This is a genomic window from Paenibacillus sp. NPDC058177 (assembly GCF_042883835.1).
Classification (GTDB): domain Bacteria; phylum Bacillota; class Bacilli; order Paenibacillales; family Paenibacillaceae; genus Paenibacillus_AQ; species Paenibacillus_AQ agri.
In genome coordinates this window covers 1,642,753-1,659,111 of record NZ_JBHVVB010000001.1, presented here as the reverse complement: position 1 = coordinate 1,659,111, position 16,359 = coordinate 1,642,753, and the positions used below count along the sequence as shown (strand labels likewise).

General features: G+C 43.6%; 19 protein-coding genes and 1 riboswitch. Of the genes, 12 read left to right on the top strand and 7 right to left on the bottom strand.

The annotated features are described in order from the left end of the window. Window positions 1-50: 50 nt before the first annotated feature. A riboswitch (TPP riboswitch) is annotated at window positions 51-157 on the bottom strand. A gap of 105 nt (window positions 158-262) precedes the next feature. The 3 genes from ACFVU8_RS07900 to ACFVU8_RS07890 are packed head-to-tail and all read left to right on the top strand — an operon-like array spanning window position 263 to window position 1,721. Next, window positions 263-751: a hypothetical protein gene (locus ACFVU8_RS07900; RefSeq protein ID WP_387426682.1), complete on the top strand. Its 489-nt coding sequence runs from the start codon at window positions 263-265 to the stop codon at window positions 749-751. A 48-nt stretch (window positions 752-799) separates the two neighbouring features. After that, a complete protein-coding gene (locus ACFVU8_RS07895) occupies window positions 800-1,183 on the top strand; it encodes a hypothetical protein (RefSeq protein ID WP_387426680.1) in 384 nt (127 codons plus the stop codon). A gap of 40 nt (window positions 1,184-1,223) precedes the next feature. Beyond that, window positions 1,224-1,721: a hypothetical protein gene (locus ACFVU8_RS07890; RefSeq protein ID WP_387426679.1), complete on the top strand. Its 498-nt coding sequence runs from the start codon at window positions 1,224-1,226 to the stop codon at window positions 1,719-1,721. A 619-nt stretch (window positions 1,722-2,340) separates the two neighbouring features. On the opposite strand, the gene ACFVU8_RS07885 is transcribed toward ACFVU8_RS07890, so the two are convergent. Beyond that, window positions 2,341-2,982: a TetR/AcrR family transcriptional regulator gene (locus tag ACFVU8_RS07885; RefSeq protein ID WP_387426678.1), complete on the bottom strand. Its 642-nt coding sequence runs from the start codon at window positions 2,980-2,982 to the stop codon at window positions 2,341-2,343. A gap of 182 nt (window positions 2,983-3,164) precedes the next feature. Between ACFVU8_RS07885 and ACFVU8_RS07880 the strand changes: the two genes are divergently transcribed. Together ACFVU8_RS07880 and ACFVU8_RS07875 are read left to right on the top strand one after the other, a co-directional pair. Further along, entirely contained in the window at window positions 3,165-4,673 is a 1,509-nt protein-coding gene (locus tag ACFVU8_RS07880) for a DHA2 family efflux MFS transporter permease subunit (protein WP_387426677.1), read from the top strand. A 25-nt stretch (window positions 4,674-4,698) separates the two neighbouring features. Continuing rightward, window positions 4,699-5,058 carry a DoxX family protein gene (locus ACFVU8_RS07875; RefSeq protein WP_387426676.1) on the top strand — a complete coding sequence of 120 codons (360 nt, stop codon included), beginning with the start codon at window positions 4,699-4,701 and terminating at the stop codon, window positions 5,056-5,058. Window positions 5,059-5,151: 93 nt separating this feature from the next. Here the strand turns inward: ACFVU8_RS07875 and ACFVU8_RS07870 are convergent, their stop codons facing one another. Both ACFVU8_RS07870 and ACFVU8_RS07865 read right to left on the bottom strand, forming a co-directional pair. Beyond that, window positions 5,152-5,823, bottom strand: a complete 672-nt coding sequence (locus ACFVU8_RS07870; RefSeq protein WP_379466161.1) for an S-layer homology domain-containing protein — start codon at window positions 5,821-5,823, stop codon at window positions 5,152-5,154. Window positions 5,824-5,909: 86 nt separating this feature from the next. After that, window positions 5,910-6,485, bottom strand: coding sequence for a hypothetical protein (locus tag ACFVU8_RS07865; RefSeq protein ID WP_387426675.1), 576 nt, complete (start codon window positions 6,483-6,485; stop codon window positions 5,910-5,912). 284 nt (window positions 6,486-6,769) lie between these two features. Here ACFVU8_RS07865 and ACFVU8_RS07860 point away from each other — a divergent pair, with 284 nt between their 5' ends. Then, window positions 6,770-7,240 carry a Fur family transcriptional regulator gene (locus ACFVU8_RS07860; protein ID WP_175374628.1) on the top strand — a complete coding sequence of 157 codons (471 nt, stop codon included), beginning with the start codon at window positions 6,770-6,772 and terminating at the stop codon, window positions 7,238-7,240. Between the two features lie 105 nt (window positions 7,241-7,345). Here ACFVU8_RS07860 and ACFVU8_RS07855 read toward each other — a convergent pair whose 3' ends face one another. Then, window positions 7,346-7,765, bottom strand: a complete 420-nt coding sequence (locus ACFVU8_RS07855) for a GNAT family N-acetyltransferase (protein WP_387426673.1) — start codon at window positions 7,763-7,765, stop codon at window positions 7,346-7,348. 215 nt (window positions 7,766-7,980) lie between these two features. Between ACFVU8_RS07855 and ACFVU8_RS07850 the strand changes: the two genes are divergently transcribed. Beyond that, window positions 7,981-8,574: a YdeI/OmpD-associated family protein gene (locus ACFVU8_RS07850; protein ID WP_387426672.1), complete on the top strand. Its 594-nt coding sequence runs from the start codon at window positions 7,981-7,983 to the stop codon at window positions 8,572-8,574. 617 nt (window positions 8,575-9,191) lie between these two features. Here the strand turns inward: ACFVU8_RS07850 and ACFVU8_RS07845 are convergent. Further along, window positions 9,192-9,746, bottom strand: a complete 555-nt coding sequence (locus ACFVU8_RS07845; protein ID WP_387426670.1) for a hypothetical protein — start codon at window positions 9,744-9,746, stop codon at window positions 9,192-9,194. Between the two features lie 94 nt (window positions 9,747-9,840). Here ACFVU8_RS07845 and ACFVU8_RS07840 point away from each other — a divergent pair, with 94 nt between their 5' ends. Continuing rightward, window positions 9,841-10,428, top strand: a complete 588-nt coding sequence (locus ACFVU8_RS07840) for a TetR/AcrR family transcriptional regulator (RefSeq protein ID WP_379466156.1) — start codon at window positions 9,841-9,843, stop codon at window positions 10,426-10,428. Window positions 10,429-10,483: 55 nt separating this feature from the next. On the opposite strand, the gene ACFVU8_RS07835 is transcribed toward ACFVU8_RS07840, so the two are convergent. Next, window positions 10,484-11,164 (bottom strand): TIGR00266 family protein, encoded by a 681-nt coding sequence (locus ACFVU8_RS07835; protein ID WP_387426668.1) that lies wholly within the window; start codon window positions 11,162-11,164, stop codon window positions 10,484-10,486. A gap of 587 nt (window positions 11,165-11,751) precedes the next feature. On the opposite strand from ACFVU8_RS07835, the gene ACFVU8_RS07830 reads away from it, so the two are divergent. The 4 genes from ACFVU8_RS07830 to ACFVU8_RS07815 all read left to right on the top strand — a co-directional run bounded on the left by ACFVU8_RS07830 (window position 11,752) and on the right by ACFVU8_RS07815 (window position 14,174). Next, window positions 11,752-12,195, top strand: a complete 444-nt coding sequence (locus ACFVU8_RS07830) for a hypothetical protein (RefSeq protein WP_387426667.1) — start codon at window positions 11,752-11,754, stop codon at window positions 12,193-12,195. Between the two features lie 115 nt (window positions 12,196-12,310). Next, window positions 12,311-12,523, top strand: a complete 213-nt coding sequence (locus ACFVU8_RS07825) for a hypothetical protein (protein ID WP_379466153.1) — start codon at window positions 12,311-12,313, stop codon at window positions 12,521-12,523. A gap of 683 nt (window positions 12,524-13,206) precedes the next feature. Further along, a complete protein-coding gene (locus tag ACFVU8_RS07820; protein ID WP_387426666.1) occupies window positions 13,207-13,839 on the top strand; it encodes a hypothetical protein in 633 nt (210 codons plus the stop codon). Then, window positions 13,788-14,174, top strand: a complete 387-nt coding sequence (locus ACFVU8_RS07815; protein WP_387426665.1) for a hypothetical protein — start codon at window positions 13,788-13,790, stop codon at window positions 14,172-14,174. Before ACFVU8_RS07820 ends, ACFVU8_RS07815 begins: the two co-directional genes overlap by 52 nt. Before the next feature lie 1,112 nt (window positions 14,175-15,286). Here the strand turns inward: ACFVU8_RS07815 and ACFVU8_RS07810 are convergent. Continuing rightward, window positions 15,287-16,105, bottom strand: a complete 819-nt coding sequence (locus ACFVU8_RS07810) for a helix-turn-helix domain-containing protein (RefSeq protein WP_066370369.1) — start codon at window positions 16,103-16,105, stop codon at window positions 15,287-15,289. Window positions 16,106-16,359 lie beyond the last annotated feature (254 nt).

Here is a 16,359-nt window from a genome sequence, read left to right as displayed (position 1 = left end):
ATAAAGGGGCCTAAAATTTAAGTTTGCAAAAAGAAGTGCCATGCAATACCCGAATTTCAGTTCCACTTCCCTCCGCTGGTATGATCCAGATCAGGTTCCAAGGGTCCGAAGCTTACCGCTTTCGTCTCAGCCAATTCAGGCTCCCCTAGTGAAAAAATACTTTTATCGCTATCAAGTTTCATAATTCGGTTATAAATATACCATATTTTATAGTATTGTAAATAGCAGGGCATATTAAATTCATTTAACTAGGGTGATCTCATTGGAACTAGACAAAGCAATCTGTAGCAGTATCGGGAATTATGAACATGCGCTGACTAAGGGGAAGAAATATAAAATATTAGATGAAAAAGAAGAAATGATCAGAATCGTCGGAGACCACGGTAGGAGAGTTTGGATCAATAAGTATTACTTTTATTTTAATGACGAAGAAGTGCTTATATTGACTGACTGGAAATTCGATGATGATGTTGAAACATTGGAGTTCATTGAAATTACATTAACATTTAATGATCGGGTAAAACGTTGGTGCATCATTACGACACCTGATAAATTAAAGCAGCATTTTGCTAGACTAGCAGCACCAGAATTACCAGGGATTCATATAGGACACATGATAATAGTGCAAAGGATAGATGTTGATACTGTGAATGGATTTTTGCGACAAATGGACAACCAAGACGAATTACTTAAAGCATCATTACCACTAGGTGAAGGATCAGAAGACGAAGATATTTCCGGCTCTCTTTAAACTGTTAGTCGTGTCTGATAACAACGCTGTAATGAAAGGAGCGTCAAGATGAAAGAAAGGACTGCGAAGTCAACTTTAAAAGTATTTTTGTTTATCTCGATAGTGTTTATCATAACTTCATCGATACAGTTGTTGCTAAATATTGTGCAAGAGAGCCCAGCTTGGGTGTTAACTTTAGTGTCACTACCCATACCAATGTTTGTGTTTCTTGCGGTTGTGATAATCTTAGATTTAGCGAAGCAGGACTTTATGATATTAAAAGGTCGATTGACCACTGTAAATGGTAATAAAGTTGTTTTAAAAATATCAAATGGTAGGGTAAAAAAGTTTAATATAACTAGCAAACAAATGAGAGAACTTGAGAAGGATAAAGATATTGAAATAACGTACTATAAGAGAACAAAAACAGTAATAAATGTAACAAATGTTTAGAGGGAATAAGAGGTGTTTGACCTTCAAAAGGAGTAATAAAGTGCAAAGAGCATCTGAAGCGGAAAAGTTAAATATCCTTGATTTATTCGGAAGATTGGATGTTGAAGAGTACAAAAATTCTGGTTCTATTTTTAGATATATAGGATTATTAGATGTACACGCTAAGCGCCTATCTGAAGAGGAAGCAGCATCGATATTAAGCTCGGAGCTTATTAGCAGGAATGAAAATAAATTTGAAAATTACTTTCGGCGATGTGTACAAAGCATCCCAGGCCGGATATTTGTTAAGAAATGTCCAATTATTGGAGGACGGGATAGCCATGAGAACATTTTCAAAATAGAAGAAAGTGATGAATTGATGGATATTATAAAACAGATAGCTCGAGAAGAATGCTTTTATAATATCTATTTTGTTGAAGCGATGACAGTAGTCGTTGGAAACTTTGATTTATCATGGCCGATCTATAGTTTTTCAGAAGACTACAGAACATTTAATCAAATAGCAAGAGAGGTAAACTTATACATAAGAAATAATTAGAGCAGCAAGAAGGACTAATAACCCTAGAAAAGCTGAGCAAACTGGAAATAATGATCGTACGTCGACAAAAAAAGATGCTTGTATAAGCAATATTCTTGATGTTTTAAGATGAATACCCGGTGATACTGTAATAAACCTCCAGCTTCGCGCACATGCGCGGAACCGGAGGTTTTTTCAGCATTAGCGCTTCTGATTCAGCAGTTGCGGCTTCGCAGAACTTCAGGAGATTAAAAAAGCTGCTTACATAGAACGCATTAAAGTAACACACAAAGCTCAGAAATTATTACCGATGTGCAATTAACGGCATTTTTGTACCCTAAATCTTCCTCAGCTATAGGGTCTGCGGTAATTAAGGGCAATTTTGTATGTTAATTCTTCCACAATACGCCGTTAAGTGTGCTTTTTTTAAAAATAAGGTACAAAAATGCTCTTATGTCCCTAATTTACCTTTATTCAAGAAAAATAAGGTACAAAAATGCTGTTAGTTGAGGAGGCAGATCCATTTTTCTTTGTTAAGAAGTATGGTGCAGAGAATAGGAGAGTTGCGACCTAAACTAAGCCTTAATTTCACTAGAATAACGCCTGATCCCCAGTTTGAATCTTAATTTCACTTCATAGATCACCTTTTTTTTCTGACAAGCCCGTCAATGAACAAGGTGAGTATCCCCTGAGTAATATCCTCTTTGGTAGATTGGTGTGCCTTCTGCTGATAGAGATAAAGATCGGGGCTCAGCACGGACAGGAGCGCAGTCACGGTAAAATGCGGGTTAATATCTACGATTTCACCATTCTCGGCAGCTTGCGATAGCAATTCTGTGAAAATAACATTTACCCGCCGGAAAAAAGGGTGCTCGAATTGGGTGAGCTGCTTCTTGCCCACAAACTCAGATTTGATCAGGTGCAGTAGCTCCGCATGCTGATCAATGAAATCGACCACCTGCTCGATGCTGTTCTGAAGACGCTGAAGTGCCGGAACGTCTGCGTCAGAGCTCTGTGCTTCCCGCTCCAGTTCGGTCAAGAAACGACCCGTGCTGTCCCGCAGAAGGGCCGAGCAAATCTCACCTTTGTCAGTAAAACGGCGGTAAAGGGAGCCTTGGCCGATGCCGGCCTGCTTGGCAATGCTGTACATGCTGACATTTTCCAGGCCTGACGCTTTGAAAAGCTCTCGGGCTGCATTCAATATGCGTTCATGATAAGGATCAATTGTTTGTAGGTTTGCAGGGTCTATTGGGGCAAGCGAAGCTTTCTCTGTTTTTTTCATACGGGGCTCCTTTTGGTTGCAGCGTATATTTCTTGAAAAATAAAAGTAGGGAATTGACAATGCGGACAATTGTCCGTAGACTAATTAATGCCAATACGGACAATTGTCCGTTCACTAATTATAATTTAGTTCCATTTCAAAGGTCAATGATTCCTGAGATGGCGATAGAGGAGGAAGAGAGAATGGAACATACGGTACAACCGGATCGTGAATTTCGCATATCTGGGATCCTGATCCCTTTGATTGCGATTATTGCCGGGGTATTCATGGTAGCGCTAGACTCCACGGCTATGAACGTTGCATTACCCACACTTTTGAAGGACTTCGATACAAATCTGACTACACTGCAATGGGTAGTTACCGGCTATATGCTGGCGCAGGCTTCAGTCATCCCGCTGTCTGGCTGGCTTTCCGACCGCTTCGGGGCTAAGAGAGTGTTCTTAAGTGCTGTTGTTTTGTTTACTATAGGGTCCATTCTGTGCGCGCTGCCCAATAGTGCGGAGTGGCTGATTACCTTTCGGGTCATTCAGGGACTTGGGGGAGGTAGCGTAATTCCGATAGCCATGGCGTACGTTTACCGACTTAGCCCACCTGGCAAGGTTGGCGTTGTGATGGGTCTTATGGGCATTCCTGTTCTGTTTGCCCCGGCAATTGGCCCTGTACTGTCTGGCTGGCTTGTTGAATTCCATTCCTGGCGTTGGATTTTTCTAATCAATATACCGATTGGCATCATCTGCTTGTTGATCGGCATGCGAAAGTTACCCAAAGTGGAGCGAACTCAGGTCCCGGGGATGGATAAGTTGGGTATGATTCTTGGGCCGCTGGCTTTTGCCGCATTAACTTACGGAGTTAGCCAGGGAGCTGAGAGCTGGACGTCCAGCAAAACGCTATTCGGTCTGGGTCTTGGTGCCGTTGCCCTGATCCTGTTTGTTATCGTGGAATTAAGAGCACAAACACCGCTATTAGAACTGCGTGTGATGGGTTCCATAGACTTCAGTTTAGGCATCATCGTCCAGTGGATCGGGCAGTTCGGGCTGTACGGCGCGTTGTTCCTGATGCCGCAATTCTTGCAGCAGGCCCGTGGTTTCGGTGCTTTTGATACCGGCTTGACGATGCTACCACAGGCCATTGCTTCAGGATTGGTGATGCCGATTGCCGGGATGTTGTTCGATAAAATCGGAGTACGTTGGCTCATCGTTGGCGGTCTCGGTTTGATCTCCGGCGCGCTGTATCAGTACTCCCACGTGGATTTGACCATAACATCACGGGATGTAATCTTGCCGCTGCTGATGTGTGGTGCAGGTATGGGGCTGATGATCATGCCGATGAATACGCATCTCCTTAATAAAGCGCCACGCCATCTGGTGAACCGGGTGACTTCGTTGACCAATTCCATGCAGCAGGTGATCAATTCCCTGGCGATCTCGACACTTGTGACGATTCTGACCTCCAGAACAGCAACGCATGCACTTGAAATGAAGGAGGCGGCAGCTGCCGCGGGAGTCAGTTCTTCAGCAACTTCGCCGGAAGCGGTGAAGCTGGCAACACAGAATCTACTCGTAAAAGGCTTTGACGACACCTTCCATATTATGATGTTCGTCGCCATTGGTGGCGCAGTACTGGGTCTTCTGCTCCGCAGAGGCAGCAAAAAGGCGGAGGAAGCGCCGCATACCGAGATGATGCACGGCTAAAGGATCGAGGGAGGAGAAGCTCAAAATGACTATCGCATTATGGATTGTCCAGATTTTATTAGCACTTGTCTTTTTTTGGGCTGGTGGCCTGAAATTGTTTCAAGAGAACAAGGCAATGGAAATGATGGTCTGGGCTAGAGAGGCTTCAAGAAGCTTTTTAATATTTGTTGGAGTGGCTGAAATATTAGGCGGAATCGGTTTAATTTTACCTGGAGCACTAGGGATTTTACCAGTCTTAACCCTTCTTGCAGCCATTGGCACAGCCATTATTCTGATTTTAGCAGCATTATTACATGCAAGAAGAAAAGAAAAAGGCGTGGGGATTAATATTGTATTTTTATTATTAGCTTTATTTGTGGTCATTGGCCATATCCTTATCAAGTAGACAAATAACGAAGAACCTCTAGCTTCGCATATACCGCGAAAATAGAGGTTCTTTTTCATTATAGAAAGGGAAATACTGCGAATATTGAGCTGATTATTCAGCAGCAGCGGCTTCGCGGGACTTCAGGAAGTCGACTGCGTTGTAGACCATGATGGCGGCTTCGGCACGGGTGATTTCAGCTTTTGGATTGAACTTACCGTTGCTGTCCAGTGTGTTGATCTTGTAGACAAGCGAGCGTTGAACGGCACCTTGGTAGGAAGGGTCAAGCTGGCTGTCATCCGCGATGTCGGCAGGCTTGATATTGATCATTGGCAGATTGCCGATGGCTTCCACACCCTGAACCAGCATGCTGGTGAATTGCTCTCTGGTCAAAATTTGGGAAGGCTTCACATCTTTCGGTATGTCCACCCGATTGTAGTGCGCATTAATGAATGCTTCTGCGTACCAGGCATTGTCCTTCACGTTGGTGAACAGGCCGCTGGCTGTAGGGGCAATATTGAAATCAATCGCGGCCAGGCTGAGCTGAAGTCCTCCAGCAATGAATTGTACGCCTTGGGCTACCGTCACTTTCGAAGCAGGCAGGAAGGAGGTCTCTGTAATTCCCTTGATCAGGCCCTGATCTTTAAGGGAAATAATCTTTTCTTTGCCAGCTACGGAATCTAGATCCTTGAAGCTAGTCTCTGCGGCAAAAACTTGACTCCCGAGGGAGAAGGAGAGAAGAGTTACTGTAGCCATCGCAGCAAATGCGCTTTTTTTCAAATTCATGTTCATTCCACCTTGTCATTGGATTGGCCGCTTGGCCATTGCTTGTTCCCTTTGACGAGGCAATGATTGGAAAGGTTGCAGATCATCTAATAGGATTCACGAAAAAGCAGATTGCGGTAAGGATACTTACTAAATGGCGTCTTGAATAAGAGGGCTATACCGCTGTCTTCGATGATTACAGAGCTCAGGGCAGCACTTGTCACGAACTTTCGAACCAAACACTTCACCGTTCTCTGATCTTTACGGCGGATTGCGTAAGCCAAAGCCTTGGCATAACGGCAGCTCGTGGCCAGCTTTCGATAGAATGGCAGTAAGGCACGGGCAATGTAACGGTGGGCTTTAGTATTAAAAGTAAATTGGACCAGACCCGGTGGGATCGTAGTTCCATTCGTATAGTAGCCGACAGGCGGCGTGAAGGGAAAAGAAATAAAGTAGCCGATGGCATTCGTTCCATAATTCTGATTTCCGACCAGTGAAGGAATTCTTGCCAAGAGCTCGCCCATAAGGTTGAGATTCGCTGTAACCACCGCTTTTGACCACTGGCGGGCGAACTTTTCGTCCTTGGCGATTTTTGTATAGAACGGCAGCATGGCTCTGGCAGTTTTGCGCAAAACAAAAGCGGTGACATGAGGCCGGGATTTCTTTCGTACCAATTGCGACATCTTCACCATCCTCCTTCATATAGATTACACCCGTCTATATAAAGTATGGGGGCTGGGCTTATATCTGATTGGGCGCTTGCTCCATATGCGGAAAATTATTTTTGAACTGGATGACGTTTTGGAACACTGGACAAGGGTGTTATAATAGATTTAGACTCTTTTCAAGTGATGGTAAATTTGTTATGCTCATATCGTAACGATTACTATTTAAGGGTTGATTGTTTGGAACAGTATCGTCGTGAGAAAGTACAGGTGCTGATTCGTTTCGGAAAGGCGGGAGACTTATGAATCCAATTGAAAATATTAGCCAGCAGTTTGCAGCACACAAGTATAAATTAACGCGTCAACGCGAAGCCATAGTTCAGGTCTTGCTGGATAACGAGAAGGAACATCTCAGTGTGGAGGAAGTGTACATGCTGGTCAAGAACAGCTATCCGCATTTGGGGCTGGCAACGGTATATCGTACGCTGGAACTGTTGTCGGAGCTGCATATCGTTGAGAAAATGAACTTCGGTGACGGCGTGGCCCGTTACGATCTGCGTGATGACACGCATGCCCATATGCACCATCATATGATCTGTCATGTCTGCGGAAGGCTCGAAGAGATCAAGGACGATTGGCTCTTGGATCTGGAGAAGAGGCTGGAGCGTGAATACGGATTCACCGTTACCGATCATCGTCTGGATTTCAAGGGTACGTATGGTACCTGCAAGCATACGGGCTGCAAGCGGGACAAAGAAAAGAAGGCAGTTTAAGACAAACTTAAAGCCAGTCCAGCCTGGGTGAATCCAGACAACAACTGGCTTGATAAGTCAGGAGCGGGGGCGACCCCGCTTTTTTATGTGGATAAAAGAATAGACCTAAATGTCCTTTTTGAGATAATAATGGGTGTGTCTGCCTGCATTTTCAAGGGTGCCGAACACTTCAAATCCTAGTTTTTTGTAAAAATCTAAGGCTTGAAAGCTCAAGGTATCTACTTTTAGGAACTCGCAGTTATTCTCTTTGGCGATTCTTTCGGCTTCTAACATTAGTGTCTTGCCATAACCCGATTTTCTAAGCTCCTCGTTAACAAAAAGATATTCGATCTCCAGCCAATTCCAGCAGATTTCCCCAACCAGTCCCCCATAGATTTGATCATCTTCATCCTTCAGGAATAGACTGACCACTTGATATCTGCCTTTTAAGTCATCGGGAAAATGTAACATATTGAATTCGAACATTTTATTCTCAATATAAGACTGGTGCTCTCTATTCGTTTCACTGTGAATATGAAGATTCATTTAGCTGTCACTCCTGTTTAGTTGTTTTAAGGTGTTCTGGAGATGTTCAACTATATTTTATCCGTCATACAAGGTAGATAGAGTGAAGAAAATAACTATAATTAAAATATACTTGAAGGGACAAACTAGGCAAATGGATTTTGGAGACAAGCAGCGATTTGGTTTAAATTCTTATTTTGTAAACACAATATTATGATGATAAAGGGTGTTACTTGATGACAACTAGTAGTACGAATCCTAAGGTAGATGAATTTTTAGGTAAGGCTAAGAAGTGGAAAGAAGAATATGAGAAGCTGAGAAATATCGTTCTTGACTGCGGATTGACCGAAGAATATAAGTGGATGCATCCATGTTATACGCATGAGAATAAAAACATAGTTTTAATACATGGATTCAAAGATTACTGTGCACTGCTCTTTCATAAAGGAGCTTTGTTAAAGGATGCTAATGGCATTCTAATCCAACAAACAGAGAATGTACAAGCGGCGCGCCAGATTCGGTTCACCAATATTCAAGAAATAGTTGAACTGGAAGCGATCTTGAAAGCCTATATCAATGAAGCCATTGAAGTTGAAAAGTCTGGTCTGGAAGTGGAGTTGAAAAAGAACACGGAATACACTATTCCTGAAGAGTTGCAAAATAAATTCGATGAAATCCCTGGCTTAAAGGATGCTTTTGAAGCATTGACGCCTGGACGGCAAAGAGCATACATTCTGTATTTCTCTGATGCCAAACAAGCGAAGACCCGAACGGCTCGGGTTGAAAAATATATGCAGCACATTCTTGATGGTAAGGGATTGAATGACTAGGAAGGTGCGCCGGTAAAATAGGTTGCGCTGGGATACAGAGTGAACCGGGGAGTTGATCTTTAAAAGCAGACTGGACGGGGATGTTGACCCTGGTCAATATTGAAAATAACGACATTTTTGTACCTTAAATTCATCGGTTTACGTTGAGAAAGCAAATTAAGTGCAGAATTGTACCTTATTTTCCTGATTTCACCCCAAAAGAAGCTCTACTGGAAGAATTAACATACAAAAATGTCCTTAATTTCCTTCTTACCCTACTCTCGGCCAAATTAAGGTACAAAAATGCTCTTATTTCCGTATTCGCAAGGCGGGAGCAGACCGGTACAGAGCCAGAGAATCCTCATGTTACTCCAGGGGGGAACATGGGCACGCGGCTGCAACCGGCTTCGGTCAAGCGCTGCTGCGTAGGATGGTTCGTCTGTAAAATAGGTTAGGCTGATTTTATTTTTAGACCAATGACTCCGGTTATAGGGGTTCATTGGTCTATTTCTTAAAGTCTGTCCCAATAATACGAGACATTACAAAGTCAGAATCGAACTTCGTGATCTTTTTACCCGATTCTATATTAAAGTTATAAAACTCCACGGCACGCTCCTCTTTTTTGTTTAGTCTATCCATTAGAAGTTCTTATCCACGTTGCCTTTGGCTTGCTTTGGCCAGAGTGTATAGCTGAAGCTGATGGCAAAATCTATGATCAGCACCATCGCCCAAAAGCGGATTGTGTCTGACAGACTTTCGGTTCGGGCTGGATCACCTACGAAGAGGATCATGAGATATAGGGCTGCACAGCCAATTACGAAAGCGAGCAGGTGCTTGAACCAGCCTTTGCGTTCATTGAGGGCATGCGCGGCTCCGTGTTTTGGTTTTGATATGGGCTTTGGACCGCCCGCAAAGCGGTGGGCGAATCGGCTGTCCGCCCAGGCGATCATTGAATGCCCGAAGGCGATGGAAGTCCCGATATATACAGCGGCGAGACTATGTGCGAAGGTGGCAGTGGACCCGGACCGCAGGTCAAGAATCGTAGCCAGGATCAACGCCAGATCCACGATGGGAGTACAAATAAGGAGCGCAGCACCTATTTTTTTCTGCTTTAACACATAACGAAAGACTAAACCGGCCAGCACAAATACCCAAAATGCGATCTCGCTGCCGATGATAAAAGCAGTGATCAATCCCTACTCCTCCTTTTATAATACAAATGTACTAAATTGTGAGTAGAGTTTACCATGTTTTTGTTATTTAATACAACTGTGTTATAATCGGGTCATGCCCAAAATAGTGAATCATGATGAACGTCGGAGGCTGCTTGCAGAAGCTGCCTGGCGGATTATACGCCGGGAAGGTCTAGAAGCCGTGTCTGTGCGGAATGTTGCCAAAGAATCTGGAATGTCGCTGGGGTCGTTGCGGCATTATTTTGTCACCCAGGACGAGCTGTTGGCCTTTTCCATGAGGCTGGTGTCGGAGCGGGCAGGCGAGCGTATTCGGAGTATGACTTTTTCAGGTGATCCCCGGTGTAACGCAGAGCTGTTGATTGGTGAACTGTTGCCACTGGATGAGGAGCGGCGTGCGGAAGCAGAGGTCTGGCTTGCTTTTGTAGGCGGGTCTGTAGCGGCATCTGCCCGGGAACTGAAACTGAAGGTACACAACGAGTTATATGAGTGTTTTCGGGGACTGGTTCATTATCTCTCCGAGCATAACCTGCTGAAGAAGGGAGTAGACTTGGAGCTGGAGAGCAAACGACTCCATGCTATGGTAGATGGCTTAGTAGTCCACCATATTCTTCATCCGGAAGAATTGACCCCGGAGGAGATGATGCGGCTGGTTACGTATCATCTAGACACCCTGCTGGTTTAAGAAAAAGCTGCCATGATTTCATGACAGCTTTTTGTGTTGCTTTATATTCAGAACATTAACCCCGGGTAGGTACAAAAGATTTGATCCAGTTTCCAAAGCTGCCGGGATTCCGGCTCTGTACGAAAATCACGCCTTCTCCGCGGAAGCGGCAGACGAAGGCCTCCCCGCTGGTGATGCTGTTCAGCCAGCCGGACGCGGCTTTTTCAATTTTGTAATCCATATAATCCGGCCAGGCCACGAGGTGTCCGTTGTCTATGATTATTTCTTCGCCAGGTCCCAGATGGATGGGATGAATGGCGCCGAAGGAAGAGAGGAAGACGGTGCCCCTGCCGCTGATTTCAACGATAAAAAAGCCTTCACCGGAAAAGAGGCCCCGGGTCAGATTTTGCATCTTGGTGCTGACTTGAATACCTTGTGTCCCGGCCAGGAATCCATCCTTTTGCACGAGCAGCCGGTATGAGCCATCCAGTTCAAAGGCCTGCACATTCCCGATAGACCTTGGCGAGAGCAGCACTTCACTGTGTCCCCGTGTGGCCGTCAGCTCCTGAAAGAAGAACTTTTCTCCGCTCAGCATTCGCCCCAGCCCTTTCATAAGGCCGCCATCCACGGTCCCCCGCAGCTCCACGTTCGGTGACATCGCCACCATCGCGCCCATCTCTGCCTTGACACTTTCACCCGGGTCCAGATCCACCTTCAGCATAGCGAATGCACCTTCATGCACAACCTCGTATTTCATCTTTGTTCCTCCGATTCTATGGATTAATTGCTGCTTGCCATTTGTTCTAAGTATACCGGAAATCCTGCTGGCACTTATGGCCGCCTACGACAAAGGCTCCCAATACTCAACGTTCTTGCCCTGCCGTATGGCGTATTCTATTTCTTTCTGCGTGCTTAAACCAATATAACCCCCATGATTTATAACAAGAATACCGTAAGACATGTCTATTTTTTGAAAATGAAGATTTTCGAATAGCTTTATTTGTTCGTCTGTAAGCGTGATTCCTTCACTTTGCTCGAAAAATCCAACACTAAGCACAATATAGCCTTTCAAGGTAAGCGCTGCATTTGCTTCTTCAAATTGACGTTTGAATTTGGTGGAACCGCATAGAGTTATGATTCTAGGAGGGTCTGTATTTTTTATAGTAATTCTCTCCTCAATTTGGTATAAAATCCAATTCTAAATACTATAATATACTAAGCCGCAGTCACGAGAAAGCTGTCCCTTCGTTTGAAAAATAGCTATTACGGTTATATGAAAGATACAGTGCACTGAAATTCCTGTTCATCCAAGCTTACAATACGCCATACAGAAGAGGTGCAGCTATGAATCCAAAGAATATTAAGAAGTTTGCCGGAAGCAAGCGCAGTTCAAAACATATTGTGGCAATCCCGTTGATACTGTTTACCCTGCTTGTGACCTTGTTAGGTCAATCCGTCTATGCTCATCCGGTTCAGGGTAGCGCATTAGTAAACAGCCAGGAGAAGAGCGCTGCGCGTGAGCGGACGCCTTTGATTAAAAAGACTGTACATGCCATCTATGAAGGGCAGGCAGACGGTCATACGGTTGAAGTTTCGGTATACGGCGAGCCGATAGCTTTGCAGTTCAAGCAAGGTCTGGAGGCGAAGATTAGCTCGCTTGAGTCCGGAGATGCTGTGGTCATCACCTACACCGTACAGAAATTTGTTGATGATCCGGTGGTTCTGCTGTGCAATCTGCTGTCCATCCGGAAGCTTGAGTCCGGTGGGGTTAAGTATACAACTTTTTAAACTATTTATTACCATATTTGTAATCGGCTAGCCTGCTGTGTATTCCCTAACAGTGTGTTAAACTTAAGGAGTACAGGAAATCACATGATTATATTGAACAGGAGAGTGGCGCCGCATGGCACGCACAAAAACAAAAAAAGCATTATTGAAAGCAGAGCGCTCGGGAATCTGGACCAATGTCAACCAACGCAGAACCAATGAAGATTACAGCGCCATTTCACAGCACGAACGGGTGACCCCGACCAAACGTCAGCAATTGAACAAAATAAAACACAAGGAGCGGATCTTCCATGATGGCGCTCCTTTTTTGTTGGGTATATATGCATGAAATTTAAGAACCCTTATAGAACCAGTGTTCTACAAGGGTTTTAAGTGTTTGATCACATAAAAAGATCACGGAAAAATCACATTCCTTGCAATTATAGGTCATTTAGTATCTTTCCAAAGTGTGTTTTGATGCTCTGGTTGAAATTGCTTTCATAGTCTGAACTAACACAGCCGCTAATTCTTTTGGGATGGTTTCGGAACGAAAAAATCTCCCAGCACCTTGGAGGTGGCGCTTATCAGGGAAACATTATTTATTCGTATGCCATCGCCATTCCCCGCATTCCCCGTATTGATCTTCCGGGCGTATAACCTTATACGGGACAAAGAGGTCAAGAAGGTTATAAATGCTCGTTTTATTCAGGGTCACAGCCGACGTGATGAATATAAAACAGGGAATTATGAAGACCGCTTGAGGATTTTTTCTCGCTATATTGGTAATATGGAAAACAGGCGAGAGTGACACGCACGGCTGCAGTAATGCAGCATTAACCGGGGCGGACCTACTCTAGCTTTTTTTTGTATTCAGTTATCAGGAGTTTTCTTACACAATATGACGGAATTATAAGCTGGAAAAAGCCAACAACTTAGATTTAATAAATTATTAAAGTTCAATTATGGCTACATCTATTTACGCAATAGTGAAATTAATGTAGATATAAGTAACTATTCTTAAAAAAAGTAATTATGTGTTATTTTAAAAACATTAAAAGAAGAGGGGCTGTAGATCTGAAAAAACTTGTTGCTGTGACTCTTATTGTGGCTAATGTTATCAGTGTTCCTATTATTGCATCAGCTAAAGAAGAAAATATTAATAACGTGACTGATACTGTTTATCAAGAAAGTTCTCCTAATCATGCTATGAACTCTAATTTTGACTTTAGAAGTGAAGCTATAAACTCAAATGCATTGAAAGCTATGGAAGAGTATAAAGCTTTATATAGTGATATAGTACTGAAGAATTACTCTGAATTAAAGCCAGAGGAAATTGATCAGATGTCGGTACATCTTAATAAGTTGCTTGGTATTATGGATTCAATTAGTGATAATGGGACTCTAATTCAAGCCAAGGGGTATGATGAAAGCAATTTGTCGAAAGGGATTGAACTTGTATACAACGTAAATCTTTCAGGTCTCTCTACTTTACATGTTTTAGAGGGGGCAAATGCAGCAACACCAGCTCGTAAGGCTGGAGAAGCATACGCTTTAGCTAATGGATGGGGTGGTACAGTTTGGGATAACCCAGCGGATGCATTGAGACATTTTTCGTGGAATTTTTTGATGGGACAAAGAATTGGGTTGCTTCCGCGAGAAGTATAGCAGATACTCATGAAGCGGCACTTGTAGCAGCAAAAAGAGCTTATGCCGCGATGCCCGGTTTATCATTGACTGAACAATCAATGTATGGTGCTGGATTGATAAATGATATAATTTATTCTACTAGAGCATCGTACAGTACGTTTAACTCCACTTTTGATAATTCGTCAATTATGGATATAAACAATAATTCAGCAGGACGGAGATATTCTTTACGCTCTTATGCTAAAGATGATTATATGACGGCATTTAATGACGCTTATTGGGTTGATATTGAATGGTACGATACAGGTGTAGGAAGTGGTGACAGGGAGCGTGCATGGAGTAATTGGCAATAAATTGATGAAGAAGATAATCTTTATTGTTTCTGATGGCTGCTTGCTTGGTTTATACACATATTTAACTTCGTTGTGGGTTCAAATGAGTAGAGCGGATGCATCTTCCTCATATCCTGGTGATCTCTCTGATAGTGAGAAATTGACGTCCCTAATTATTTATCCGTTAATTTTGCTGTTATTAACAGTAGTACTCTCAACTATGTTAGAGAAGAGTAGTAATCGTTTTAAATGGTCTCTTACAATAGTAATATTGAATCTGGTAGTGTACATTTCAATACTAAATAATGCTCTTTATTCATAAAATTTTTCTGAATAAGTGAATGAAAGAGGATATTAGAAATTTTGTGGGCAGCGTATTGGCTGCGGATGCGTAGCGGACGCCACCGATCTGGTCCGGCTCCCCATAAGGTAACTATATACATACTCCAAGGTCGCTCATTATTGGGCGGCTTTTTTATTATGCAGAAAGGGTTATCCACATGGAGATAGCAGCAGAGCTTAAAGATCTCGAAATAACCTGTGAAGAGGTACCAACATCTTTGGCAAAACCTATAGACTCCTCAAGAAGGAACAGCCCTGCTCACTTATCTGCTGGATGACAGTAAGTGCTAGAATATCGGCGATTTCTGTAAGGCGCTTAAGACTACAGCCCGGACACTGATTGTCTAAGCGTGAAGTAAGCCAATGGATACGGATGTTTTCGAGAGAGGAGGATGTTTGTAGTGAACAAGAAGAACAGAGTCCGAACTCCACTTAAATATCCGCCTCAGCAGTCACAGAAGTGTAAAGGTTGTATTTGGGGTTGGAGTAACACAGGTCCGTAAGTGGAAGTCCCAAGATAAATGGGCAGCCGCATTGAAGAGTAACGTTACCAATGATTCGAAAGGTAACGTTACTAATCGTGGTGCACCCAAAGGTAACAAGAACGGCGTCGGCAACCGAGGCCGTGTTCATTCGCCAACACCATGTAACATGCATAAGATCATTTGGTGTTTTAATATCCAAGAGCAACTTTTTTGGCGTTATAAAACATTAAAAAACATCACGAAAAGCATGATCTTTATAGTTGGGTAAAATCCGCATACGAACCTGCCAAGACGCCGTCACCGCATCTAAATCTGAGATCTGCTGTGAGCCCGGTACTCTTTCGGTGACATGCCGAATCGGCTCCGGAAAATCCGGTGAAAATAAGTATAGTTGGCAAAACCACAGGTCTCCGCCACATGCTCCAGTGGCATTGGACTGAACGTAATGCGCTCCCGCGCCATTTCCAGTCTGACGTCGTTCAGGTATTTGACAATACTCGTCCCGAAGGCTTCCTTGAACAGGTGGACGGCCCTGGAGACGGAGATATCGACATGACTGGCTACATCTTCTAGTTTGAACGGCAAGGCGGCATGCTCTTCTACATATTGCTTCATACGGTACGCCAGAAACCCCTTGGGGCTAACGGCCGGCTGCTCGGTTGTCAGCCTATCAATTTCCATACATACGATTTGCAGATAGCAAGATGAAATTTCCGGTGAAAAATCCGATTGGCGGCGTTGCTCCAGCACGAGCTGGCGGAATAACCCCAGGAAGTTGTCGCTCAGCGGCACACTGACCTTATCCGGACGTTTTCTGCTGTACCACCATTCCTCAATCCAACTCCCTCCGCAATAAATGTGATAATCTCCACTTTCGATACGCGGTTTGCCCGGAGAAAATTCCTCTTCGTCGATGATGAGATTGTAGGGAGCGGTAGGCGTGAACAGCATAATATCGCCCGGCTCCACCGGAGAGATTACTCCATCGATCAAAGCACGGCACCGGCCTTCGCTCTGAAGACGAATAAGGTAATACTGAATCCCCTGGCTTAACGACATACGAAACGGTTTACGGTGAAAAGAAAATCCCGCGGATAGTACATGACAGTCAGCTGCTTGTATCATTAGTCCTCCAATGTTTTTTAAATGATAACCAAATTGTTCATGTTCAAATCATATTATTCATTTTATTATAAACGCTCTCATATTACCATGTAGCTAGGTTCAAGAGAAAGAAATTGAACACAGAAGGCTGAATTAGGGCGCTGTAGCCTGAAAAAGGGCATTTCGTATTTTTAGTTCAAAAATATGGAAATAATGTCCTCATTTTATACATGACCCTATTGTTCATGTCGTTAATTCGGATGCTCTCCATAATT